We start from the raw sequence: 22,025 nt of genomic DNA, 5'->3' as shown, positions 1-22,025 counted from the left end.
CAGCGGTGGGCAGGTACGCGCACTACCGGGCCTCCACAGACGCCGCCACGACGGGGTGAGCTGCGATGCCGATGTGGACTTCGTACCGCAGCGACGAATCGATGTCGAGGTGCATGCCCAGCTCAGTGATCCTGCCGTCGCGGGGGTTCCACGGGCGAAACGGCTGTTCATGGCCGAGGAGGGTACCCAGCGAGTCGATGGTTGGCTTCCAGAGGTTCAGCCAGTTCCTGCTCGGTCCGACGGTGAAGGCGAGTTCAAGCCTGACGGGTCCATCCGGCAGCTCCGGGACATCCGCAAGGGCTGAGCGAATCTGCTCCTTTGCCGCGGGTCCGTCCCAAGAGCTAGTCGTCTTAGCGTGCAAAACACCGACTGGTGGCGCGGGCACCGCGCGCGCTGCCTCGATTCTCAGGGCGGAGTGTCCACCGCTGCGCTTGGTGCACCAGACCGACACCAGCCCGCCGTCGGACAGCCGGGAAGCGAGGGGCTTCGCGTAGTTGTCGAGGTCGCGCTTGTCCAGCAGGTCGAGATTCGGTGCCAAGCCGACGTCGAGCCGCAGTGCCCACGGGCCGTCGATCCGCGACGCTGCGAGCAGCGTGTCCGCTTCGTCCAGGAACTTCCCCAGCTGCACCTGGCTACGGTTGTCAGCCCGGTCCCAGGAGTCGAGCTGAGGCGCGAGGTTCAGCCGTGCGCAGTCACCCTCGGGGCGCGCGTACCACCGCATCAGCACACCGTATTCCGACGTACAGAGCGCAGCAGGGCCGGACCGCCGCTTCCGTGCGATTTCAGTGATGTCGCGGGGGCGTGGGCAACTGGGTGAGTGCCGGTGCGATGATCGCGCAATGGCAGGCCGCGCGGACTCCGACGAGCACTACGTCCTCGATTTGTGCGACGAGGTCCTCGGCCTGGTTGGACGTCGTCAGCAGCGGTTCGACTGGCTTCGCGGAGACCCGTCACCGTCGCGACCGCGCGGTACAGAGCTCCCCGTCGACGGGTACTGGCCGAACCTGCGGCTCGTCGTGGAGTTCCAGGAGGAGCAGCACTCAAAAGCGGTGGAGTTCTTCGACCGTCGGCAGACCGTCTCCGGGGTCGGCCGCGCCGAGCAACGCCGGCGCTACGACGAACGCAAGCGCACCGAGATCCCCGAACACGGGATGCGGCTCATCGTGATCGAGAAGTCCGCCTTCACGGTGAAGTCGAGGCGGATCGCCCGTGACCGCGCACGGGACCTCGCGGTTGTCCGTGAGCACCTCGACTCGCGCTGTTGCTGATCCCGTGCTGGATAAGTCCCCTAGCGTGGTGGAGTTTCGGGGGGCGGGGACGACGGTGCTGGGTGTGTCGTTGACGCTGTTGGGGTGGGCCATCGCGTAGTGGTCAGTGAGTTACCTACCAAGTGACTCAACAGGAAGACACACCACGCGATGACCCAGGATCATTCTGCCCTGCTTGCCCAACTCGATGCGCTCAAGTCCGCCGATGTCGGCGCGGTGTTCGCCGAGCTGATCCGCGCCGGGTTGCAGCAGCTGATCGAGGCCGAGGCCACGGCGGCCATCGGCGCCGGCCGCTATCAGCGGACTGACGGACGCACCGTCCACCGCAACGGGCACCGACCCAAGACCATCTCGACCACCGCCGGTGACGTCGAGGTGCAGATCCCCAAGCTGCGGGCCGGATCGTTCTTCCCGTCGCTGCTGGAACGGCGCCGCCGTATCGATAAGGCGCTGCACGCGGTGATCATGGAGGCCTACGTCCACGGGGTGTCCACGCGCAGCGTCGATGACCTGGTGAGCGCGATGGGTGTGCAGACCGGCGTGTCCAAGTCGGAGGTCTCACGGATCTGCGCCGGCCTGGACAAGGAGATCGAGGCGTTTCGTACCCGCAGCCTGGCCCACACCGAGTTCCCGTACGTGTTCTGCGACGCCACGTTCTGCAAAGTGCGCATCGGGGCGCACGTGGTCTCTCAGGCGCTCGTGGTGGCCACCGGGGTGTCCATCGACGGCACGCGCGAGGTGCTGGGCACCGCCGTCGGTGACAGCGAGTCCTACGAGTTCTGGCGCGAATTCCTCGCCTCGCTGAGGGTCCGCGGGCTCAGTGGTGTGCACCTGGTGATCTCTGATGCGCATGCTGGATTGAAATCGGCTGTGGCACAACAGTTCGCGAACTCATCGTGGCAGCGGTGCCGAGTGCACTTCATGCGAAATCTGCACACCGCGGTGTCCGCCAAACACGCCCCGGCGGTCACCGCGGCGGTCAAGACCATCTTCGCCCACACCGACCCCGCCGAGGTCGCCGACCAGTGGGACCGCGTCGCCGATACCTTGGCGGCCAGCTTCCCGAAGGTGGCCGCGATGATGGCCGAGGCCAAGACCGACGTGCTGGCCTTCACCGCGTTCCCGAAGGCGCATTGGCAGAAGATCTGGTCGAACAACCCGATCGAACGGTTGAACAAGGAGATCAAGCGCCGCGCTGATGTCGTGGAGATCTTTCCGAATCCGGCGGCGTTCCTGCGGCTGGCGACTGCGGTGGTCATCGAATCCCACGACGAGTGGCAGGTCACCCGCCGCTATCTCTCCGATGTCTCCATGGACGATTTACGTGCCGTCATTGCCGCCAAACACGCTGCGGCAGCACTTGCCAAACAACACCAAATCGCCTAGCGTTCAACATGACTCGTTGATCACAACGCGTGAACCACGCCAGATCCGAAGTCCACCACTCCACGGGACGCTATCCCCGTGCTTGTCGTGCAACTGTCCCACAGGTGGGACTTCCCCGTGTTCATCGGTGGGTTCACCGACCAGGGGAAGGTGGATCTGTTGGAGCTCACGAAGAACCTGCCCGCAGACCTGCGGTGATTGCTCGCCGAGTGCAACGCAGGTATCCCTCGCTGTTGTGTGGTTACTCGGGCGCATCCGCGACGGCAGCGAGCACATCAGCTGCAAGCGCGGCAACAGAAGCTGCCACCAGGTCGGGGTCGCCGATCCCTTCCTCTGCCCGACCTGCCATGACCGATCCAAGTGCGTCGGGGCCGTCGGCGAAAAGAGGTCGCAGCCAATCGAGGGCCTGCTCGGTCACCGTTTTGGAGATCGGGTCGGACAGTAGGCGCTGAAAGCTCGATCCGAGTGCGGCCGTGTCGGTTGTTGCCACAAGCAGGCGGTAGATATCGTGAGCGTCCTTATCGTTGAGGCGGTCAGGTTGGTCGCGCCGTTCATGGATCTTGTGGATTTTCGCGATCAAGAGTGCGGCTGGCCCGGCGACTCGGGCTTCGAAAGCCCTTGTGTCGTCAGGGGCGAGCGCAGATATCGTGCGGAGCTCGTTGTCCACTACGGCGGCTTCCAACCCGACGGTCCGCCTTGTTGCTTGGTTGGAGTGGGGTGGGATTCGGGCTCCGCGATGAGATTTACCGCCTTGCGACAACGCATCTGGAACCATCAGATCGACCGGGATGCCTGCCGGGTTTAGCCATGCTCCAGGCTGCCCGTTCACGTTCGGGTAGAAGCCAGCTCGCTTCATCGCTTCTTCAAGAAGTGGCTCTTCGGGGAGTTCCCGAGGGTCCACCGCCAGGTCGCTGTCCTTAGTTGCCTCGGCGATTGCAACGTCAGCGTGGCCACTGTGCAGATAGATGGCCTGCGCGCCGACCACGACAATCGATTTGTGTTGTTCATTCAGGGCTTCAAGTGCGTCCAGTAGGGCTGAACGGGCTTTGACGAGAAGGTCATCCACGTCGCCACTCACTTTCGTTTCGCTCCATCCATGAGATGAGTTCCTCTCCCTCAGAGGGGTTCCGGCCCGGACCCGTGAGTAGGTCTGCCGCCGCCTGTTCAATCGCGACAATGACAGCACCGTCGCGATTGGTACCGGTTCCGGTGAACACGACGTCGTACTTGGGTTCGGCGAGAATCACATTGGCGCCCTTATCCGCTGGCCGTAGGCCCCATTCTTTTGCTGCGCGCGCCGCATCATCGACGTAGACCATCGCCGCGCGGGCGGGTGCGTAAGGCGCCCACTGCGCTGCCGCGATCGTTCCCGTTATTGCGTACTGTGAGTACTGAGAATTAGCAGCTTTGCTCTGCAGCGCCTCTAGGCCGCGAGGCTCGATGTAGCTTGATGTGCGGTTGGTGCGCAAGAAGCTGTAGTCACGACTCCATCGGCGTAGGAGGGTTGGCCAGTCGTTCAGGATGTAGTCCGTTCCCATCTTCTCCACCAGCCCCTCTTCCTGAAGGAACTCCAACACCCGGTACGTTGCGCCGGTGGATGCCCCGGACGCGCTGACGAGATCGCGCGCCGACCACGGCCCCCGCTTTGCGATGAGTGCCCGGACTACACGCGCGGCGGGCTCACCTGCCAGCGATCCGCGCGGCCGGCCAGGGCTTCGCCACGGATCTTTATCGGCGCCCCGGTCGCGAACGAACAGCGCGGGACGTGACGACTGGATCAAGATGTTGCCGGTGGCGTCGATGAACGACATGTTCCCCTGCGACAGCCGTTCGCGAACTGGGGGCGCCAGGTATCGGGACATGACCATGGTCTCGGTGTCGATGAGCTCGCGATCTGCTGCCCACTGCAACTGTTCCAAGATCCTAGGAACGTCGCGGCCGGCCACTAGCCTCTTCGCCTCTACGAGGAATCGAACCTGCTCACCCGCGGGTGCGGTGAGTGCCAGGATCGCGTCTATGGCGGCGTCCATCGGCGGTCTCTGAATGTCGACTCGCCAGTCGTCAGGTAGACGATCGCGGAGTAGTTCGGTGCACTCGGTCAAGATCTCCGCCTCCGTGCCGGGCGGTGGAGTGATTGGTTCAGTCATGAGCATCTCCTGTTCGGAAAACATACCTGTTCCGATGGCTGCGGAACAAGGGGTTACCCCGAACAGGTTGCGTCTGCGCATGTCATCTCGCCCGCAGGCCGAGCAAACTTCGTCCATGTTCGCGATATGACGCTATTCCGTTGTCAACGGAATGGGCTCCTAACCCGAACAATTTCAATTACGCAGGTGGCCGTCGGGAGATCCGACCACTGGTGTTCAGAAACTGAACACCCCGGACCTCGGCCTAGGAGCGCGCGAATCTGATTTGTCACACGGACAGTCGCCCACCGTTAAACGTCAGTCACACGGTCGGCCCCAGCGGCTTTCAGCAGCTCGTCGCGTGCTTCATGAAGCCTGTCGAGAGCGGACCTCAGGTCGAGAGCGGCGTCGGCCAGTTGATAGCGTGCCGCCGGATTGCCTTGTGCGGCAAGGATTGCGGTCGTACGCCTGAGTCTCTCCACGTAGTGCAGAGCATCAACGGTATGGCGCGCAGTCTGCATTGGGGTGGCTCCACCGGATCGTTCAAGGTGGCTCTTCATGAGCGCCGCCCAGTCGTCGATCGTGTATAGGTCAAAGTTGTGCAGCGCGTTGAGTACCCACCGCTGCCAGGCCGCGGCCGTCGTGCCGGTGAATGAAACTGTGGTGGAGAAGCAGCCATGTTCGGAACCCTAAGGTCCGGATTTGCAGTGCAGCTACGCCCAAACCGATCAGGATTCGCAGGACGCTGTGCAGAGCGTCGAACGCCGTAGACCGATGCCAGCGACAAATCTCAATTGTCCCAGAGGTCGGTGCCCACCGGTAGCGTCTGCGAGGTGAGCCAAGCGGCCGGTTGATGGCCTTCAATTTCAACGGAGAGACGATGGCCAACGAGATCGAACTGGTGAGCGGCTCCTCATGTTTTTGTGGGTAGCTGGGGGTGTAGTCCGCCGCGGCAGAGGTAGATCATTGCGGCCAGTGTTTGGGCGGAGTGGTGGCCGTAGCCGCGGGCGTTGACGAGCCTGGTGGTGGCGTTGATGCCTTCGAGGAGGGCGTTGGAGATGCGGAGTTCGATGGCGGCCAGAATGGGCTCGAAGTAGGTCTGGAAGCGTTTGCCGAGGGAGATGAAGACGGGGATGCGGGAGCGTTTGGCGGCGGTGATCCAGGCTTTGAGTCGTTGGCGGGCGACCCCGGGTGGATGGTCGTAGCGGTAGAGGTCGCGAGCTTGTTCTTTGAGGGTCCAGGCCCGTCCGATGCGTCGGTTGGTGCGGGTGATGTGGTTGACCAGGTCGCGTTTGGTGTCGCTGAGTTTGTTCTCTCCGGTGCGCAGCGCCCAGCGTCCGGTTTTCCAGTCTGCGGTGCTCATTGCGGTCCGGCCGGGTCCGGTCATCGATTCGGCGTAGACGCGGTCTAGGGCGCGGTTGACCCATTGCATCAGGTGGAAGCCGTCGTAGCAGATGACCGCCTTGGGGAGATGTTCTTTCGTGGCGCTGGTGTAGATGCTTGAGACGTCCATGCTGACTGCTTCGATCTGGTCGAGGATCGAATCAGGTTGACTGTCATAGAAGTTCGTTAAGGACTCCTTGCTTCGTCCGGGCTGGATATCGATGACGGTGCCGGTGTCGTGGTCGCCGATGATCGTCAGGTAGCGGTGCGGGTGGCGGTAGCAGATCTCATCGACGCCGATACGGTAGAGCGTGTCGAGTCGGCGTTGGTCGAGCAATTCGGCGACGCCTCGGTGGATGATCGCGGTCACCGTCTCCCAGGCGCAGCGCATCAACGTCGATACAGGGTGCGGTCGGTGCGTTGAGCCAGCCACAGCACCATGTCTTCGAAGTCGCGGGTATGGCGGGCTAGGGGTCGGGCCCAGGGCACCGCTTCGGTGGTCACTCCACACTTGGGGCAGTTCACTCGCCGAATGTCATAGACCAGCCAGAGCCGGCAACGCGCCAGGTCAAGATGTCGCCACCGCCGGCGGCGCCGATCGTATGCGGTGGGCCACCGTTTGCCGCACGGACAGGTCATCAGCCGGGCTCGGGGCCGAAGCATGACCTCGATGTCGCCATCGCCGATCACGACGTCGGTGACGGTGGCTCCGGGAATGGCCAGCAGACGGTTAAATGCAGTACTGACGCGCACGCGGATCGTTCCTTGTGGTTGCGGTTGGTGCGGTAACCCCGAAACCTAGAGGCACACCGCGTGCGCGTCCCTCAATTCACCCAAGGAACGCCGATCCCGTTGTATCGCACCGCAAAACCTTGCTGACCAGCATGAACGCGCCCATGAGAACACTAGGAGCGCCACTGGTGACCGACGGTGAGGGTTTGGCCGTGATCGGTGACTCAGCCGATGTCGAGCGCTTCTTACTCGACCAAGGCCTCAGTACGGCGCCCTATAAGGAGCTGGACGTCCGCCGTCTTTCGTCCTTCGCCGGTACGGGTGGCACCGCATTGCGCGTCGGCTCGGAGGTAGCCGCGAACTCGGGCCGCTGGGTCAAGCTAACCGCGGAATCGGCGCAGGCTGTCAAGCAATACGGCCTGATGGCGACCAAAACCCCGGGCGTCAGTCACGCAATGATCGGGAAGCCTGGTGAGGTCAAGCAGTGGCTTCAGATCGCCCAGGCGCCGACGGCGCTGCTTAGCGGACCCATGGCGCTGTGCGCACTGTCGGCGATGATGCAGCAGCAGGCGATGCAGCAGCAGATGGACCAAATCGTGGAGTATCTCCAGGAGATCAACGAGAAGGTCGATGACATTCTGCGCGCCCAGAAGGATGCTGTGCTCGCGAACATGATCGGTGTCGACTTGGCTATTGAGGACGCGCTGACAGTCCGCGATCAGGTTGGACGGGTCTCGGAGATCACCTGGTCGAAGATTCAGTCGAGTTCCTTGGTGCTCGCACAAACAGAGGCGTACGCCATACGTCAACTTGAGGCCCTCTCCGAGAATTTAAAGAAGAAAGCCGATCTGGGCAAGATCGCCAAGGCTACTAAGGACGCCGAACCCAAGGTGCGAGAGTGGCTGGCGGTGATAGCGCGCTGCCTGCAGCTTCAGGACGGGGTAGCCATTCTGGAACTCGACCGCGTGCTCGACGCCGTTCCCGAGGACCTCGACAGCCACCGACTGGGCTTGGTCAAAGCCCGCCGGAAACGCCTGGATGTCCTCTCGACCCTCACCGCCCGGTTGCTGACTCAGATGGATGAGACCGTTCGCACCGCGAACTCCAAGGTGCTGTTCAATCCGTACGATGCACCTGCAGCGGTGCGATCGAGCAACGAGATTACGACGGGCGTGATGGCCTTCCAAGACCGTCTCGGGATCGATTCCGATCACGCCGCCAGCGACGTGAAGCGATGGGGCCAGGCCGCGGGTGAAGTGCTGAACAAAGCGTTGGCGACTGGGGCCGATGGCGCCGCAGTGGCCAAGGTATGGGGCGCAGATCAAGCCGATGCGGCCAAGAACGTAGCAAATGATCTGACCGAAACGGCGAAGGTCAAGACCGCTGAACTAAAGGACGTCGTCCAGACATTTTTCCGCCGCAAGTAGGAGGTAAGAGGTATCGCAGCGGCAAAACAGATCTGCGTCTACGTGATCGCACGCGCAAGCTGCGCGGCGAACGCGGGTCCGTCGTTTACCAGCGCGTAGCCGCCGGCAAGGCCCCCTTGATTGCAGAGCGTTCGCCGTCGCCGAATCCTCCGACACGCCACGACGCCGGTGTCACGATCGATCCGGTTGACGAGGCGCGTGGCCGTGCGCGGCACCACGGCGGTGGGGAAGCGGCTAGCGGAATCGCCGCACACTGCCTGGTTGCGTGACCATCGCCGTACGATGCGCCGAGCAGCAAGGTATGCGTCCTGCCCGACCTCAACGACGGCAATGGCCTTCTTGAGTCCATGGACACCCCAGAACCGGCCGGGACCTTTACCGGGTTCTCGCCACAGCTCCGGCACGATGTGCTGATACTCCTTGTCGCCTTGCAAGTTCGGCGACGAGTGCTTGGCGAAGTAGATCGCCAACCGTTTCGGGTCGCACGCTTTCAGCCCGTTGCGTACGTCGATAGCAGTGCCGGCGAGAAGGTGGCGCGCTTTCTGCACGGCGTCAGGATGGTCGACAATCTGAGCCCACGTTTCGGACAGCCATTGCGCGAAGCCCAGGCCTGATCGTCCCGGTGACATCGGAGGCGCCATCCAAAGGTGAATGTGCGGGGCACCGCGACGCTGAAATTCCAACTTCCAGATATAGCGTGCCGGTTCGCCGTACTCACGCTGGAAGCGCTTGCGCCACACAACCATGTGTCGCTTCACGCTAGCTCCATCAGGTGCGACCACTTCCCAGTCGCCGGGGTAGGTGAGCGTCACCATCGCCGGAACGCGCCCAGATTCCATCAGCGGGCTGTAGTCGAGCTCGGCGAAGGTGCGGCACATCGACGACCGTGACTTTCTGGACCATTCGGTGATGACACCGCCGGTACCGCACTGGTCGTCTTCCGTAGGACTCCGTCGTGTCGAAGACACGACGGCCTGATGACATTCCCCGGCAGCCAAATTCGACCTGACTTGAAACTTGGCGTCGTCCACGTCACGTTGGTGATGCGCAACGGCCCGTTCGGCGGTCTTCTCAGCACGGACGGAATTCCTCCACCCGAGCCGCACCACACCGGGACCGATCGAAATGCGAAACCGTCCGGATTCCGGCTCGACCTCCCGACGGGCAGGACCAGACGCCCATGGAGCCGCCGGCTCGAACAGGGCCGCGGCCGCGGTGACCATCTCGGGGCTCGGGAACCGAAGCCCCAATGCGTCGATCGCCCACAGCTCGCCCTTCGCGATACCGTCGTCGACCGACTCGCGGACATTTTCGGCACATATAACAAGCCGGCCAGCCGCGCCAGGGTTCAGGCCGGACGCCTCGGTGGCCATCCGGCCGACCGCTGGCGCTCTCCCGCCCTGCGGCCTGGCGGCCTCGGTCGCTCGCGACCTCCCGTCCACCGAGGCACCCGGAGATCGGGACGCCAAGGGCGGCCCGTCAGGTGCCGATGTCGAGCCGCCCGCCGATCGTGTCGAGCCGGTAGTTGATGATTCGATGCTGGGCATCGGGATGCCTGCTCCCCGGAGGCTCCGATGCCGCATGCGACACATGCGGCAGCGCCGAAGCTCCTGGTCAGGAGTGCAAGCACCGTGTCCGGTCTATGTCCGTTCGTCGGACAACTCGAGTGCGTTAGCCTTGCTCAATGCGGCGCATAGGACGCACAAAAGAAGTTGAAACCGCAGGTCAGTGGTTGTCGCGTCCGCCTGAAAAGCGGAAGGTCGCCGGTTCGATCCCGGCCCTGGCCACCATGAACACCCGTGGTGCACTCGCAGCGGCCGTCGCCGGTCTGGCGGTGGCCCTTGTCCCGGCGCCGGTCGCCTCGGCGCAACCCACCCACACGGTGACCGATCTCGTCGATGCCGCGGTGCGCCGCCTGGAGATCGCCGAACCCGTGGCGGCCAACAAGTTCCACACCCGCACCGCCGTCGTCGACCCCGCGCGCGAGCAGCAGGTGCTCGACAACGTGGCCGATCAGGCCCGCGGCTTCCAGATCGACCCCGCCTACGTGCAGACCGCGTTCCGCGATCAGCTCGACGCCACCGTCGGCATCGAATACCAGCGGTTGGCGCAGTGGACCTTCGATCCGGCCACCGCTCCTGCTGACGCGCCGGATCTGGCGTCGTCGCGGGCGATCATCGACGCGCTCAACCGCGAGATGGTGACGTTGATGGCCGAGGAGTGGCCCAAGCTGCACTCCCCGCAGTGCCCCGCCGAACTCGATGCGGCGAAGGCGTCGGTCGCGACGGCGCGCGGCCTCGACCCGCTGTACCGGCAGGCATTGGACTTCGCCACCCGCAACTACTGCCGCTGACATGAGCGACTTCCGCCAGCGGCTGCTGGACGGCCTGGAAGCGTCGATCGCCGAGCAGGGCTACGCCAAGACCACCGTCGCCGAGATCGTGCGCCGGGCCCGCACCTCGCGGCGCACGTTCTACGAGCACTTCACCAGCCGCGACGAGTGCTTCGTCGCTCTGCTGTCAGAGGCCAACGACGACCAGATCCAGCAGATCCGGGCGGCCGTCGATCCGGCCGCGCCATGGCAGAAGCAAGTGCGCCAAGCCATCGAGGCGTGGATCGCCTCGGCAGAGGCGCGATCGGCGTTGATGCTCAGCTGGATTCGTGACGTGCCGGCGTTGGGTAGCGCCGCTCGTGGATTGCAGCGCGAGGCGCTCGATCACTTCATCGACATGGTCGATGCGCTCAGCGACAGCACCGAATTCCGTTCGGCCGGAATCGGTCCCGTACCGCGTCGACGCATCATCATGCTGCTCGGCGGTTTGCGTGAGCTGACCGCGATCACCGTCGAGGAGGGCGGTCGTCTCAGCGACGTCACCGATGAGGCGGTGGAGGCGTCGATCGCCCTGGTGGGGCACCGGGATCAGCGCGACGCTCTGGCCTGTTCATAGAGCGCCGGGTCGTGGGAGCAGACGATCATCAGATCGGGTTCGTTGCGCCGATGCAGTTCTACGAGCCGAGAGTGGTTGTCCGCCACCTGCTTCCGGTCCTCTGCCACAGCCTTCTCGAACGCCGTCAACGCCGGCACCCGGGGGTTCTCCTCGAGGGTGCCCTCCTGGAAGAAGGCGTCGCCGGCGTGCAGTATCCAGTGATCGCCGGCGTCGACGGCCACGCAGGCGTGTCCGCGGGTGTGACCGGGTAGCGAGATGAGCACGAAGCCGGCGCCGATTCCGGTGAGCTCTCGGGCGGCCGCGAACCCCCGCCACGCCTCGCCGTCGATGTCGTACTCCACCAGGTGAGGGCCGTGTGCCCACTGCTCGGCGCGGTAACGGATTCGGTCGGGCAGCGCGGGTGAGCGCACCGCGTGATCCAGCTCGGCGGTGGTGACGTGGACCTGGGTGTCGGGGAAGTCGGCCAGCCCGCCGATGTGGTCGGCGTCGAAATGCGTGGTGATGATGTGCCGCACGTCGCTGCGGTGGAAGCCGAGCGCCTCGACCTGGTTCACGGCTGCTTCGGTCTCATCGAAGGACGGCCGGAAGAAGTACTGCCGGAACCGGCCGAACCGCGCCGGTCGGCGGCAGTCGAGCGTGCCGAATCCGGTGTCGACGAGCACCAGGCCGCTGTCCGCCTCGGCCAGCAGCACATGGCACACCACCGTGCCTGCCCCCCAAGGCCGCATCGTGCCGCAATTCAGATGGTGGACCTTCACCAGCCGTCGCCCCCCGCGTCGTCACCGATGTCAATTTTTCACAGTGCGTCACAACACTAGCGTGTCGACGCCATCCGACGATGGCAACGGCTCGGGTCCGTCTGGCGTGTCCGGTGGCTGGGGTACCTTACCGGCATGGTCCGGCCTGCTCAGACGGCGCGTAGCGAGCGCACCAGGGAGGCGCTCCGGCAGGCCGCGACGGTCCGTTTCCTGGCCCAGGGCGTGGAGGAGACGTCGGCTGAACAGATCGCCGCCGATGCCGGTGTTTCGCTGCGCACGTTCTACCGGCACTTCTCGTCCAAGCACGATCTGCTGTTCGCCGATTACGACGCGGGACTGCACTGGTTCCGCGCGGCGCTGTCCTCGCGCTCGCCGGACGAACCCATCATCGAGTCGGTGCAGTCGGCGATCTCGGCCGCCCCCTACGACGATTCGGCGGTCACTCAGATCGCCGCCATGCGGGCCCACGACCTCGACCCGGGTCGCATCGTCCGGCACATCCGGCAGGTCGAGGCGGACTTCGCCGAGGCGATCGAAGAGCGGATGGCCGCCAAGGACCCGCCCGCGCCCGGCACGGAGGAGCGCATGCGCATCACGGTGACGGCGCGGTGCATCGCCGCTGCGGTGTTCGGCGCCATGGAGGTGTGGATGCTGGGGGAGGACCGTTCCCTGCCCGAGCTGGACAGGTTGTGTCGCCAGGCGCTGGCGCTGTTGCAGACCGGAGTCGGCAGTCCGGGCTGATCCAAAGTTTCGTCAATATTGACAAAACATGGGCGTGCGTGTCAGCCTCGGGCGATGACGGACTACGACGCGATCGTCGTCGGTGCGGGACACAACGGTCTGACCGTCGCTGCGCTGCTGCAACGCGCCGGCCTACGCACGGTGTGCCTGGAGGCCAAGCGCTATGCCGGCGGCATGGCCTCGACGGTCGAACTCTTCGACGGCTTCCGGTTCGAGATCGCCGGGTCGGTGCAGGTGCCCACCTCCGCCGTGGTCAGTGCGGCGCTGGGGCTCGACGATCTGCCGACCGTGGATCTCGACGTGATGAGCGTGCAACTCCGCGGCATCGGCGACGACCCGGTGATCTACTACACCGACCCCATGAGATTGCTGACTCATCTCAACGAGGTGCACGGCGCCGAGGCCGTCAACGGGATGGCCGGTCTCATGGCGTGGTGTCAGGCACCCACGCGGGCCCTCGGCCGTTTCGATGCGGCCAGCCCGCCCAAGACGCTCGACGAGATGTATGCCTGCGCGACAAACGAATTCGAGCGTCAAGCGATCAGCGACATCTTGTTCGGATCGGTCAGCGACGTCCTCGACCGCCACCTTCCTGACCGGGAGAAGCACGGCGCGCTACGCGGCATGCTGGCATTCCTGGCCGTCAACACCACCTTTCGCGGTCCCGAGACACCGGGCAGCGCCGCCGCCCTGGCGTTCGGGCTGGCCGTACCCGACGAGAATGCCACGCTCATCAAGAAGTTCCGTGGGGGCATGGGCGCTGTCACCGACCACCTTCTGTCGATGTTCGCCGACGCGGGCGGTGAGCTCCGTCTACGCAGCAAAGTCGCCGAGATACTCACCGCCGGTGGTCGCGTCCGTGGCGTCCGCCTGGAGGAGGGCTCGACCCTGACCGCCCCGGTCGTCGTCTCCACCCTCGCTCCCGATCTCACCGTCAACGGCCTGTTGGATCCGGCGGCGGTACCCGCGGACATCAAAGAGCGTTACGCCCGCATCGACCACCGCGGCAGCTATCTGCAGATGCACTTCGCACTCGATGGACCGCTCGAGTTCGCCGCCCCCTACGAGGTGCTCGACGACCCCGAATACCAGTCGGCCATCGGCATATTCAGTACTCCGGAAGAACTGCAGACGCAGTGGGAAGACGCGAAACGGGGCATCGCGCCCGCCGATCCGGCGATCGCGCTGCAGATCCCCTCGGCCAACGATCCCAGCCTGGCGCCGCCCGGCAAGCACGCGGCGTCGGCCTTCTCGCTGTGGTTTCCCCTCACCGAGGAGCAGGCCGGCTACGGCGACCGCAAAACCGAGATGGGGCGCCGCGTGATCGAGAAGATCACTCGGCTGGTTCCGAACTTCGAGCGGCTCGTCCTGCGCCACACCACGTTCACGCCGAAACACATGGGCACGATGTTCGGCGCACCCGGCGGGGACTACTGTCACGGCCTGATTCACCCCGAGCAGATGGGGCCGAACCGTCCGGGCCCCAAAGGTCATGTGGATCAACCGCTTCCGATCGACGGGTGCTATCTCGCCGGGGCCGGCTGTCACGGCGGCCCGGGCATCACCTTCATCCCGGGCTACAACGCCGCGCAGGAGGTCCTGTCGGCGGGATGAATCAGGTGACAGGCGCTAATCCGAGGTAACCGGCCCGCCCGAGGTCGCGCCGCCCTCGTCTGACCAGTCGGCGCCTTCCTGGGCACCCTTGGACGGATCGCTCATCACGTCGTCGTCGGCATTCTCGGCGCCGGCGTCGGTGTCAGTGGTACGGGGATCTGTGCTCACCAGCCAGGACTACCCCGGCGCGGCGATTCCATTCACTGGCGGCGCGCCTGCAGCTGCGCCATCCAATCCGCGGGAACTCGTCCCCGCGGACCGGGCACCGTCTCGTCGACGGGCCGGCTCTGCGGCGCAGCGAGCTCGGGTCCGTCGTAATAGGACTGGGTGGCGTAGTCCCAGAACCAATCTTCACCCGGCTCGAAGGACCGGATGATCGGATGGCCGCTCGAGCGCCAGTGCGCGGATGCGTGCCGCTGCGGCGAGTCGTCGCAGCAGCCGATGTGGCCGCACGCAGCGCATCGGCGCAGATGCACCCACCAGCCGCCGTCGGCGTCGCACTCGACGCAGCCGGCGCCGCTCGGCGGGACGGCGGGGTCGATGTCACTGCTCACAGTCGACGAGCCTACGGGTCTGCTGCGATGATCTCGATCCGAACAGCAGCTCCCGTGCTCTATGGTTCCGCCATGGCCACCAAGGATTCGCGCGAAGTCGTGATCGAAGCAACGCCGGAACAGATCCTCGACGTCATCGCCGATGTCGAAGCGACCCCGACCTGGTCGCCGCAGTACACGAAGGCCGAGGTGCTGGAACGGTTCGACGACGGCAGGCCCAAGCAGGTCAAGATGGTCGTCAAGGCAGCCGGGCTGACCGACGAGCAGGTCATCGAATACACCTGGGGCGACAACGAAGTCAGCTGGACGCTGGTCTCCGCGGGCCAGCTCAAGGCGCAAGACGCCGGCTACACGCTCACTCCTGAGGGCGACAGGACGCGGGTGCGTTTCGACATCGCGATCGACCTGTCGGTGCCTTTGCCCGGCTTCATCGTCAAGCGCACCATCAAAGGCGGCGTCGAAACCGCCACCGACGGGCTCCGCAAACAGGTGCTCAAGGTTGTGAAGGGTTAGCGAGCCGGTCGAGCTCATCGGGCTCGGCGATGGTCAGGACGGCGTCGACGATGGTGGGCTCGGCCTGCAACCTGTTCTCGAGATCGCGCAGGGTCTCGGCGATCCGCGACTCGGCGGCGTCACCCTCGATGTCGACGCTGGCCACCAAGAACAGCTGCTTGGGGCCGACGAACATGAGCCGGAGGAAGCGCACCGAGGCCACCTCCGGCATCCGCTCGATCTGCGCGATCACGGCCTGACGCACTCGGGGGCTGGCTGATTCGCCGACCAGGAAGCGGCGGTTGCGGTCGATGAGGATCACCGCGACGACGCCGAGCAGCAGGCCCACCAGAATCGAGCCGATCGCATCCCAGATCGCGTCGCCGGTGATCTCGTGCAAGCCGATGCCGAGCAGTGCGATCACGATGCCGATCAGTGCCGCGGTGTCTTCGGCGAACACCGCGCGCGTGGTCGGATCGGACGTGTCGAGCACGTGCGTGAGCAGTTCCCGGTCGTACTCGCTCGCCTCGGACCGCAACTGACGGAACGCCTGCAGCAGCGAGGACCCCTCGAGGACGAACGCGACCCCCAACACGATGTAGGCCACCAGGTAGTTCTCCGGACCCGACTCTCCGTGGATGATCTCGGTGATGCCGTGCCACACCGATACCGTCCCGCCGACAACGAAAAGCCCCACCGCCGCGAGCAGGGACCACACGTACGCCTCGCGTCCGTAACCCAATGGCCGCTCGCCGTCCGGTGGGCGGGAGCTGCGCCGGTTGGCGACGAACAGGAAACCCTGGTTCGCGGTGTCGGCCCAGGAGTGGGTCGCTTCGGCCGTCATCGACGCCGAGCCGGAGATGACGGCGGCGACGGTCTTGGCGACGGCGACTGCGAAGTTCGCGGCCAGCGCGACGATCACCGTCAGCGTGCTCTCCCCGCCCTTCGGCGAGTCGGGATCGGCGTCGGTGGCTGCCCGGTCGGACCCACTGTCGGACACTGCGCTCATGGCAGCGTGCCTTCCCCGCCGCGAGTGGGCACAAACGTGGCGGTCCGCGCCACATTAAGAAGCGTCATAAAATTAGCTGAACGATATCCAACATGTGATCGGGACCGCCGTTATGCTTTGCCGCATGGCTGTTCGTGCTTCCAGTGAGGTGGTGATCGAGGCGCCGCCGGAGGTCATCCTCGACGCGTTGGCCGACATCGAAGCCGTCGCATCCTGGTCATCTCTGCACAAAGCGGCCGAGGTCATCGACCGCCACCCCGACGGCCGGCCTCATCACGTGAAGGCGACGGTCAAGATCATGGGCATGAGCGACAAGGAACTCCTGGAGTACCACTGGGGCGACGACTGGGTGGTGTGGGACGCCCAACGCACGTCGCGGCAACGCTGCCAGCACGGCGAGTACAACCTCGTGCAGGAAGGCGAAGCGCGCACCCGGGTGCGCTTCGATCTGATCCTCGATCTCGCGGCGCCCTATCCGGCGTTTCTGGTCAAGCGGGCCAAGCGGATGGTGCTCGACGTCGCGCTGGAGAACCTGCGCCAGCGGGTGATGGCCGGAGCGCGCTAGGGGCGCAGCGCGCCCAGCCGATCGATGGCTTCGTCCAGCGTCTGCTCACGCTTGCAGAATGCGAAGCGCACCAGCGGGTTCCACTCACCGGCGGGCGACGCGGCGGGATCGCAGAACGCCGACATCGGAATGGCCGCCACACCCACTCGCTCGATCAACTCGGTGCAGAACGCCCTGCCGTCGTCGTAGCCCAGCGGGCGCGGGTCGGCGGTCAAGAAGTAGGTGCCGAAGCTGTCGAACACGTCGAAGCCGACCTCGCGCAGCGCAGCGGCCAAGAGGTCACGTCGGGATTCGAACGAGCGGCACAGCGCATCCACCCACTCGTCGCCGGTGTCGAGTGCCGCGGCGACGGCGGGCTGCAACGGCGCCCCGCTCACGTAGCTCAGGTACTGCTTGGCCGCCCGCACCCCCGCGATCAGATGGCGTGGTCCGCACGCCCAGCCGATCTTCCACCCCGTGACGTTGAACATCTTGCCGGCGCTGGAGATCGTGATGGTGCGCTCGGCCATGCCGGGGTAGCCGGCCAGGGGGAGATGTCTGCGGCCGTCGAAGACCAGATGCTCGTAGACCTCGTCGGTGATCACCAGCAGGTCGGCGGCCACGGCCACCTCGGCGAGCGCCCGCAGTTCCTCGTCGCCGGCGACGGTTCCGGTCGGGTTGTGCGGCGAATTCACGATGATCGCAGCGGTTTTCGGGGTGATCGCCGCGCGCAGCGCCTCCACGTCGATCGCGAAGCGCCCGCCGTCGAGGCGCATCGGCACCGCCCGCCGGTGGCACCCGGCCATCGCGATGACGGGGGAATACGAGTCGTAGAACGGTTCGATCAGCAGCACCTCGGAGCCCGGTTCGACGAGGCCGAGGATCGACGCTGCGATCGCCTCGGTGGCGCCGACGGTGACCAGCACCTCCGTATCGGGGTCGTAGGAGATGCCGTAGCGGCGCAGGCGCTGAGCGGCAATGGCCTGCCGCAGCGGTGCGATGCCCAGGCCGGGCGGGTACTGGTTGTCCCCGTCGGCGATGGCCTTCTCAGCCGCGGCGAGCATGGCGGGCGGACCGGGTTCGTCCGGAAACCCCTGGCCGAGATTGACCGCACCGAGTTCGGCCGCGCGGGCCGACATCTCGGCGAAGATCGTCACCGCGTAGGGCGTCAGTCGCGCAACCGTCATGACAGTCGAGGGTAGATGGCCCAGCTCGCCGATCTCATCGCCGACCGTGCCAACTCATACGCCCCGCTCGGAGAGTCGCGTATGACATCGCACTTTCGCGATCTCAGCCTGCGGACGCACCTCAGCGCGACAGGTGTGTCGGCGGGCGCACCGGCTGCTCGGGCCACATCGCGAGGTCTGCCGCCGTGGCTGCCGTCGCATCGAGGAAGCGGCGCAACAGCCCAGCGGGATCGGCGGCGGTCCGCACGGTGCGGTACGGCAGGACGAATTCGCCGAGATCGGTGTTGAACGAGGCGCCGTCGACGCCGAGGTCTGCGGTGTCGTAGCCGTCGGGCTGCGGGTAGGCGTAGGCGTAGAAGACACCTTCCTCGGCCCCGCCCGGCCAATAGCCGGCACTGGCCACCTCGGCGTTGTAGGCCTCCGTCATCACCCAGTCCGGGCAGTTCGGCACGCCGCCGGGATGCGGCGGCGCCTCCCGGCCCGAGAATCGGGTGACAGCGAGATCGAAAGCGCCCCAGAAGAAGTGCACCGGGCTGCTCTTACCGGTGAAGTCCGCACGGTAGTCGGTCATCACGCGGTCGGCGCTGACCAGCGAGGTGAAGAAGTCGGTCACCGCGGCGGCGTCGTAGCTAGCGTGCTCGGTGTCGTCGGCGAAGGGGATGGCGTGCTGCAGCTCCACGGGAGTCGGGCTGATCGGCACGTCGATGCCCAGGTCGTCGAGATGGCCCCGGAATTCGGCGTAGAAGTCGGCCACACTGCGGGGCGTCAGCGCCATGCTGCGAGACCTGCCGTCGGTCACCCGAATGAGCAGCACATGCTCGACGAAATCGAAGCTCACATCGAAACTCGTTTCTCGCCAACGCATCAGCGATGTCGTCAAGCCTCGGGCGTCGGTGTAGAACACCGAGTTCCACCAGTGGTTGACCGTCGGCGTGGCGGCCAACTTCACCTTACCGACGATCTGCGTCCACAGGTGGACCGTGTCTCGGGTGTCCTGCCAGTCCGCTACCACCAGGGTCGGCCAACCGTTCGTCTGTGTCATCAGACCATCATCGACCAAAGCGGCGGGAATGGATCCGGGTTCGTGTGCGCTGTAGAGCAGCATGACGTTCACCCTCGGCGCGGATGCGGCGCTACGTAAGCCCCTTCAGATCGGCGCCCTATCGACCGAGAACCGGATCTTCATGGCACCGCTGACCAGGTCGCGGGCCGATGCCGACGGCACGCCGTCGGCCTTGGCTGCCGAATACTACAGCCAGCGCGCGCAGGCGGGTCTGATCGTCAGCGAGGCCACCGCGGTCTGCGAGCAGGCCAACGGCGCATACATGAACACGCCGGGCATCTACACCGATCGTCAGCAGGACCGCTGGGCCGATATCGCGTCAGCGGTGCACCGTGCGGGCGGCGCGATGTTCGTCCAGCTCTGGCACGTCGGGCGGATGGCTCACCCGGAGATCAGCGGCTTCGAGGCGGTGGCGCCGTCGCCCATCGCCGCCGACATGGTCACGCACACGCCCACCGGGAAGAAACCGTTGCCGGTACCGCGCGCGTTGACGCCCGACGAGATCGCCTCGATCGTCGGACAGTTCCGCTCTGCTGCTCGCCGGGCCGTCGACGCGGGCATGGACGGTGTCGAGATCCATTCCGCCAATGGCTATCTGCTGCACGAGTTCCTCTCCGACGTCGTCAATCAGCGCACCGACGCCTACGGGGGTTCCCCGCAGAACAGGGCGCGGTTCGCGGCCGAGGTCGTCGAGGCCGTCGCCGACGAGATCGGCGCCGATCGTGTGGGCCTGCGAATCTCCCCCGGGAACGCTGCGGGGGACATGTCGGAGATCGACCAGATCAGCGCGTACGAAGCCCTGCTCTGCCGGATCAAGTCGCTGCACATCGGTTACCTGCACATCGTCAGCGAGCCCTCCGCCGATGCGTTCGCGGCGCTGCGGACCCAGTGGGAGGGCACGCTGGTGCTGAACACGCCCCGCACCGTGGACACCGATTTCGCGATGCTGGAGAACCTCGCCGCGTGGGGTGTGATCAGCGCGGCCGCCGTGGGACGGGCCTTCCTCGCCAACCCCGACCTGGTGACGCGGCTGGAGTCCGGAGCGGAGTTGAACGAGCCCGATGTGGCGACGTTCTACGCACCGGGGCCCGCCGGCTACATCGATTACCCGACTCTGGACGAATTGGTGACATCGCGCTCGGCATAGGTGTGAACGCGCCGCGTCGGGGAAACACCCTGCACATGGCTACCTACCGTGTGCTCAACCCCAAGGGTGACGTCGTCGACACCAAGGACATCGAGAACGCCGACGACGCGCACGCCTGGTTCGTCGACCAGAAGGCGGACAACTCGGAGCTGGGGTGGCGCATGGAGGTCGAGCACGACGGCGAGTGGTCGTTCTTCGACGACACCGAAGGCTCACCCGACTAACCCTTCCTCCCGCGACCAGACGCGAACTCGAGCTACCTGACCTCTGATAGCTCGAGTTCTCGTCTGCCCGCCGGGTGACTCCAGGGCCCAACCAAGCGGTTGGGCGAGGCTGCTAGCATGCCGCTAGAGGAGCAGCCTCCCCGCGGCGTCCGTCATGGACGCATCGCGGAATCCGATTTGAACAGGACCTGGAGATCACATGTCCGAAGAAGCCTTCATCTACGAGGCGATCCGAACCCCGCGCGGCAAGCAGCGCAACGGGTCGCTGAACGAGATCAAGCCCGTCAACCTCGTCGTCGGTCTGATCGACGAGATCCGGTCGCGGTACCCCGACCTGGACGAGACGCTGATCAGCGACGTGATCCTCGGCGTCGTGTCCCCTGTCGGCGACCAGGGCGGCGACATCGCTCGCACCGCGGGCCTGGTGGCCGGCCTGCCCGAGACCACCGGCGGATTCCAGCTCAACCGCTTCTGCGCCTCGGGCCTGGAGGCCGTCAACCTGGGCGCCCAGAAGGTGCGCTCCGGCTGGGACGACCTGGTGCTGGCCGGCGGCGTCGAGTCGATGAGCCGCGTGCCGATGGGCTCTGACGGCGGGGCCTGGGCCAGTGACCCGGAGACCAACTACCGCGTCGGCTTCGTCCCGCAGGGCATCGGGGCCGACCTGATCGCCACCATCGAGGGCTTTTCCCGCGAGGACGTCGACGCCTACGCGCTGCGCAGCCAGCAGCGGGCGGCCGCAGCGTGGTCGGGTGGCTACTTCGCCAAGTCCGTGGTCCCGGTCAAGGACCAGAACGGCCTTGTCGTGCTCGACCACGACGAGCACATGCGGCCCGACACCACACCCGAAGGTCTGGCCAAGCTCAAGACCGCGTTCGACGGTATCGGCGCGATGGGTGGCTTCGACGATGTGGCGCTGCAGAAGTACCACTATGTCGAGAAGATCAACCACGTCCACACCGGCGGCAACAGCTCCGGCATCGTCGACGGCGCGGCGCTGGTGCTGATCGGCAGCGAGAAGGCCGGCCAGTCGCAGGGCCTCACCCCGCGCGCCCGAATCGTCGCGACCGCGACGTCCGGTGCCGACCCCGTCATCATGCTGACCGGTCCGACGCCGGCCACCAAGAAGGTGCTCGACCGGGCGGGCCTGACCGTGGACGACATCGACCTGTTCGAGCTGAACGAGGCGTTCGCCTCGGTGGTGCTGAAGTTCCAGAAGGACTTGAACATCCCCGACGAGAAGCTCAACGTCAACGGTGGCGCCATCGCGATGGGACACCCGTTGGGTGCCACCGGCGCCATGATCACCGGCACCATGGTCGACGAGCTCGAGCGGCGCGGCGCGCGGCGTGCACTTGTCACGCTGTGCATCGGCGGCGGCATGGGCGTGGCCACCATCATCGAGCGCGTCTAGGAGATATGACC

22 protein-coding genes, 1 tRNA gene and 1 pseudogene are annotated in these 22,025 nt (G+C 65.5%); 13 read left to right on the top strand and 11 right to left on the bottom strand.

Going from position 1 to position 22,025, the window contains the following annotated elements; genetic code table 11:
- Positions 1 to 22: 22 nt before the first annotated feature.
- On the bottom strand, positions 23 to 721 hold the full coding sequence (locus tag ACXYX3_RS21925) for a hypothetical protein (protein WP_458608993.1): 699 nt from the start codon (positions 719 to 721) through the stop codon (positions 23 to 25).
- Positions 722 to 839: 118 nt separating this feature from the next.
- Between ACXYX3_RS21925 and ACXYX3_RS21920 the strand changes: the two genes are divergently transcribed.
- The gene (locus ACXYX3_RS21920) at positions 840 to 1,268 is read left to right on the top strand and encodes a hypothetical protein (RefSeq protein WP_458608992.1); all 429 of its coding nucleotides are present in this window, start codon (positions 840 to 842) and stop codon (positions 1,266 to 1,268) included.
- Between the two features lie 150 nt (positions 1,269 to 1,418).
- The gene (locus ACXYX3_RS21915) at positions 1,419 to 2,654 is read left to right on the top strand and encodes an IS256 family transposase (protein ID WP_458608991.1); all 1,236 of its coding nucleotides are present in this window, start codon (positions 1,419 to 1,421) and stop codon (positions 2,652 to 2,654) included.
- A gap of 241 nt (positions 2,655 to 2,895) precedes the next feature.
- Here ACXYX3_RS21915 and ACXYX3_RS21910 read toward each other — a convergent pair whose 3' ends face one another.
- The 3 genes and pseudogenes from ACXYX3_RS21910 to ACXYX3_RS21900 all read right to left on the bottom strand — a co-directional run bounded on the left by ACXYX3_RS21910 (position 2,896) and on the right by ACXYX3_RS21900 (position 6,916).
- Positions 2,896 to 3,720, bottom strand: coding sequence for a hypothetical protein (locus ACXYX3_RS21910; RefSeq protein ID WP_458608990.1), 825 nt, complete (start codon positions 3,718 to 3,720; stop codon positions 2,896 to 2,898).
- Positions 3,713 to 4,801, bottom strand: coding sequence for a helix-turn-helix domain-containing protein (locus tag ACXYX3_RS21905; RefSeq protein ID WP_458608989.1), 1,089 nt, complete (start codon positions 4,799 to 4,801; stop codon positions 3,713 to 3,715). The genes ACXYX3_RS21910 and ACXYX3_RS21905 overlap by 8 nt, the downstream gene beginning before the upstream one ends.
- Positions 4,802 to 5,693: 892 nt before the next feature.
- A pseudogene (locus tag ACXYX3_RS21900) lies at positions 5,694 to 6,916 on the bottom strand (ISL3 family transposase).
- A 167-nt stretch (positions 6,917 to 7,083) separates the two neighbouring features.
- Here ACXYX3_RS21900 and ACXYX3_RS21895 point away from each other — a divergent pair.
- A complete protein-coding gene (locus ACXYX3_RS21895) occupies positions 7,084 to 8,322 on the top strand; it encodes a hypothetical protein (protein WP_458608988.1) in 1,239 nt (412 codons plus the stop codon).
- Positions 8,323 to 8,360: 38 nt separating this feature from the next.
- Here the strand turns inward: ACXYX3_RS21895 and ACXYX3_RS21890 are convergent, their stop codons facing one another.
- Positions 8,361 to 9,695, bottom strand: coding sequence for a rolling circle replication-associated protein (locus ACXYX3_RS21890; protein ID WP_458608987.1), 1,335 nt, complete (start codon positions 9,693 to 9,695; stop codon positions 8,361 to 8,363).
- Positions 9,696 to 10,044: 349 nt separating this feature from the next.
- Between ACXYX3_RS21890 and ACXYX3_RS21885 the strand changes: the two genes are divergently transcribed.
- From ACXYX3_RS21885 to ACXYX3_RS21875, 3 genes are all read left to right on the top strand, one after another.
- A tRNA-Phe gene (locus ACXYX3_RS21885) sits at positions 10,045 to 10,112 on the top strand.
- On the top strand, positions 10,112 to 10,675 hold the full coding sequence (locus ACXYX3_RS21880; protein WP_458608986.1) for a chorismate mutase: 564 nt from the start codon (positions 10,112 to 10,114) through the stop codon (positions 10,673 to 10,675). The genes ACXYX3_RS21885 and ACXYX3_RS21880 overlap by 1 nt, the downstream gene beginning before the upstream one ends.
- A 1-nt stretch (position 10,676) precedes the next feature.
- Positions 10,677 to 11,270 (top strand): TetR/AcrR family transcriptional regulator, encoded by a 594-nt coding sequence (locus tag ACXYX3_RS21875; protein ID WP_458608985.1) that lies wholly within the window; start codon positions 10,677 to 10,679, stop codon positions 11,268 to 11,270.
- Here the strand turns inward: ACXYX3_RS21875 and ACXYX3_RS21870 are convergent.
- Positions 11,243 to 12,028, bottom strand: a complete 786-nt coding sequence (locus ACXYX3_RS21870) for an MBL fold metallo-hydrolase (protein ID WP_458608984.1) — start codon at positions 12,026 to 12,028, stop codon at positions 11,243 to 11,245. The genes ACXYX3_RS21875 and ACXYX3_RS21870 overlap by 28 nt on opposite strands.
- 135 nt (positions 12,029 to 12,163) lie before the next feature.
- On the opposite strand from ACXYX3_RS21870, the gene ACXYX3_RS21865 reads away from it, so the two are divergent.
- The gene (locus ACXYX3_RS21865) at positions 12,164 to 12,769 is read left to right on the top strand and encodes a TetR/AcrR family transcriptional regulator (RefSeq protein ID WP_241203421.1); all 606 of its coding nucleotides are present in this window, start codon (positions 12,164 to 12,166) and stop codon (positions 12,767 to 12,769) included.
- Between the two features lie 54 nt (positions 12,770 to 12,823).
- Complete coding sequence (locus ACXYX3_RS21860; protein ID WP_458608983.1) at positions 12,824 to 14,383, top strand: phytoene desaturase family protein; 1,560 nt, start codon at positions 12,824 to 12,826, stop codon at positions 14,381 to 14,383.
- A 15-nt stretch (positions 14,384 to 14,398) separates the two neighbouring features.
- On the opposite strand, the gene ACXYX3_RS21855 is transcribed toward ACXYX3_RS21860, so the two are convergent.
- A complete protein-coding gene (locus tag ACXYX3_RS21855; protein WP_458608982.1) occupies positions 14,399 to 14,551 on the bottom strand; it encodes a hypothetical protein in 153 nt (50 codons plus the stop codon).
- 32 nt (positions 14,552 to 14,583) lie between these two features.
- Positions 14,584 to 14,937 (bottom strand): UBP-type zinc finger domain-containing protein, encoded by a 354-nt coding sequence (locus tag ACXYX3_RS21850; RefSeq protein ID WP_458608981.1) that lies wholly within the window; start codon positions 14,935 to 14,937, stop codon positions 14,584 to 14,586.
- A gap of 72 nt (positions 14,938 to 15,009) precedes the next feature.
- On the opposite strand from ACXYX3_RS21850, the gene ACXYX3_RS21845 reads away from it, so the two are divergent.
- Positions 15,010 to 15,450 carry an SRPBCC family protein gene (locus tag ACXYX3_RS21845; RefSeq protein ID WP_241203417.1) on the top strand — a complete coding sequence of 147 codons (441 nt, stop codon included), beginning with the start codon at positions 15,010 to 15,012 and terminating at the stop codon, positions 15,448 to 15,450.
- On the opposite strand, the gene ACXYX3_RS21840 is transcribed toward ACXYX3_RS21845, so the two are convergent.
- Entirely contained in the window at positions 15,431 to 16,438 is a 1,008-nt protein-coding gene (locus tag ACXYX3_RS21840; RefSeq protein ID WP_458608980.1) for a cation diffusion facilitator family transporter, read from the bottom strand. The genes ACXYX3_RS21845 and ACXYX3_RS21840 overlap by 20 nt on opposite strands.
- A gap of 124 nt (positions 16,439 to 16,562) precedes the next feature.
- Between ACXYX3_RS21840 and ACXYX3_RS21835 the strand changes: the two genes are divergently transcribed.
- Positions 16,563 to 17,003 (top strand): SRPBCC family protein, encoded by a 441-nt coding sequence (locus tag ACXYX3_RS21835; RefSeq protein WP_241203415.1) that lies wholly within the window; start codon positions 16,563 to 16,565, stop codon positions 17,001 to 17,003.
- Here the strand turns inward: ACXYX3_RS21835 and ACXYX3_RS21830 are convergent.
- A complete protein-coding gene (locus ACXYX3_RS21830) occupies positions 17,000 to 18,169 on the bottom strand; it encodes a pyridoxal phosphate-dependent aminotransferase (protein ID WP_458608979.1) in 1,170 nt (389 codons plus the stop codon). The two genes, ACXYX3_RS21835 and ACXYX3_RS21830, sit on opposite strands and share 4 nt — an antisense overlap.
- A gap of 121 nt (positions 18,170 to 18,290) precedes the next feature.
- Positions 18,291 to 19,214 carry a DUF5996 family protein gene (locus ACXYX3_RS21825; protein WP_458612181.1) on the bottom strand — a complete coding sequence of 308 codons (924 nt, stop codon included), beginning with the start codon at positions 19,212 to 19,214 and terminating at the stop codon, positions 18,291 to 18,293.
- A gap of 58 nt (positions 19,215 to 19,272) precedes the next feature.
- Here ACXYX3_RS21825 and ACXYX3_RS21820 point away from each other — a divergent pair, with 58 nt between their 5' ends.
- The 3 genes from ACXYX3_RS21820 to ACXYX3_RS21810 all read left to right on the top strand — a co-directional run bounded on the left by ACXYX3_RS21820 (position 19,273) and on the right by ACXYX3_RS21810 (position 22,014).
- On the top strand, positions 19,273 to 20,379 hold the full coding sequence (locus ACXYX3_RS21820; protein ID WP_458608978.1) for an alkene reductase: 1,107 nt from the start codon (positions 19,273 to 19,275) through the stop codon (positions 20,377 to 20,379).
- A gap of 35 nt (positions 20,380 to 20,414) precedes the next feature.
- Positions 20,415 to 20,603 (top strand): hypothetical protein, encoded by a 189-nt coding sequence (locus ACXYX3_RS21815; RefSeq protein WP_241203387.1) that lies wholly within the window; start codon positions 20,415 to 20,417, stop codon positions 20,601 to 20,603.
- Between the two features lie 199 nt (positions 20,604 to 20,802).
- Complete coding sequence (locus ACXYX3_RS21810) at positions 20,803 to 22,014, top strand: acetyl-CoA C-acetyltransferase (protein WP_221351252.1); 1,212 nt, start codon at positions 20,803 to 20,805, stop codon at positions 22,012 to 22,014.
- The last annotated feature ends 11 nt before the right edge of the window (positions 22,015 to 22,025 follow it).

It is taken from the genome of Mycobacterium sp. Panama NTM2 (genome assembly GCF_054355555.1).
The sequence above is the reverse complement of the archived record's forward strand: the minus strand, read 5'-3'. Positions and strand labels throughout refer to the sequence as shown.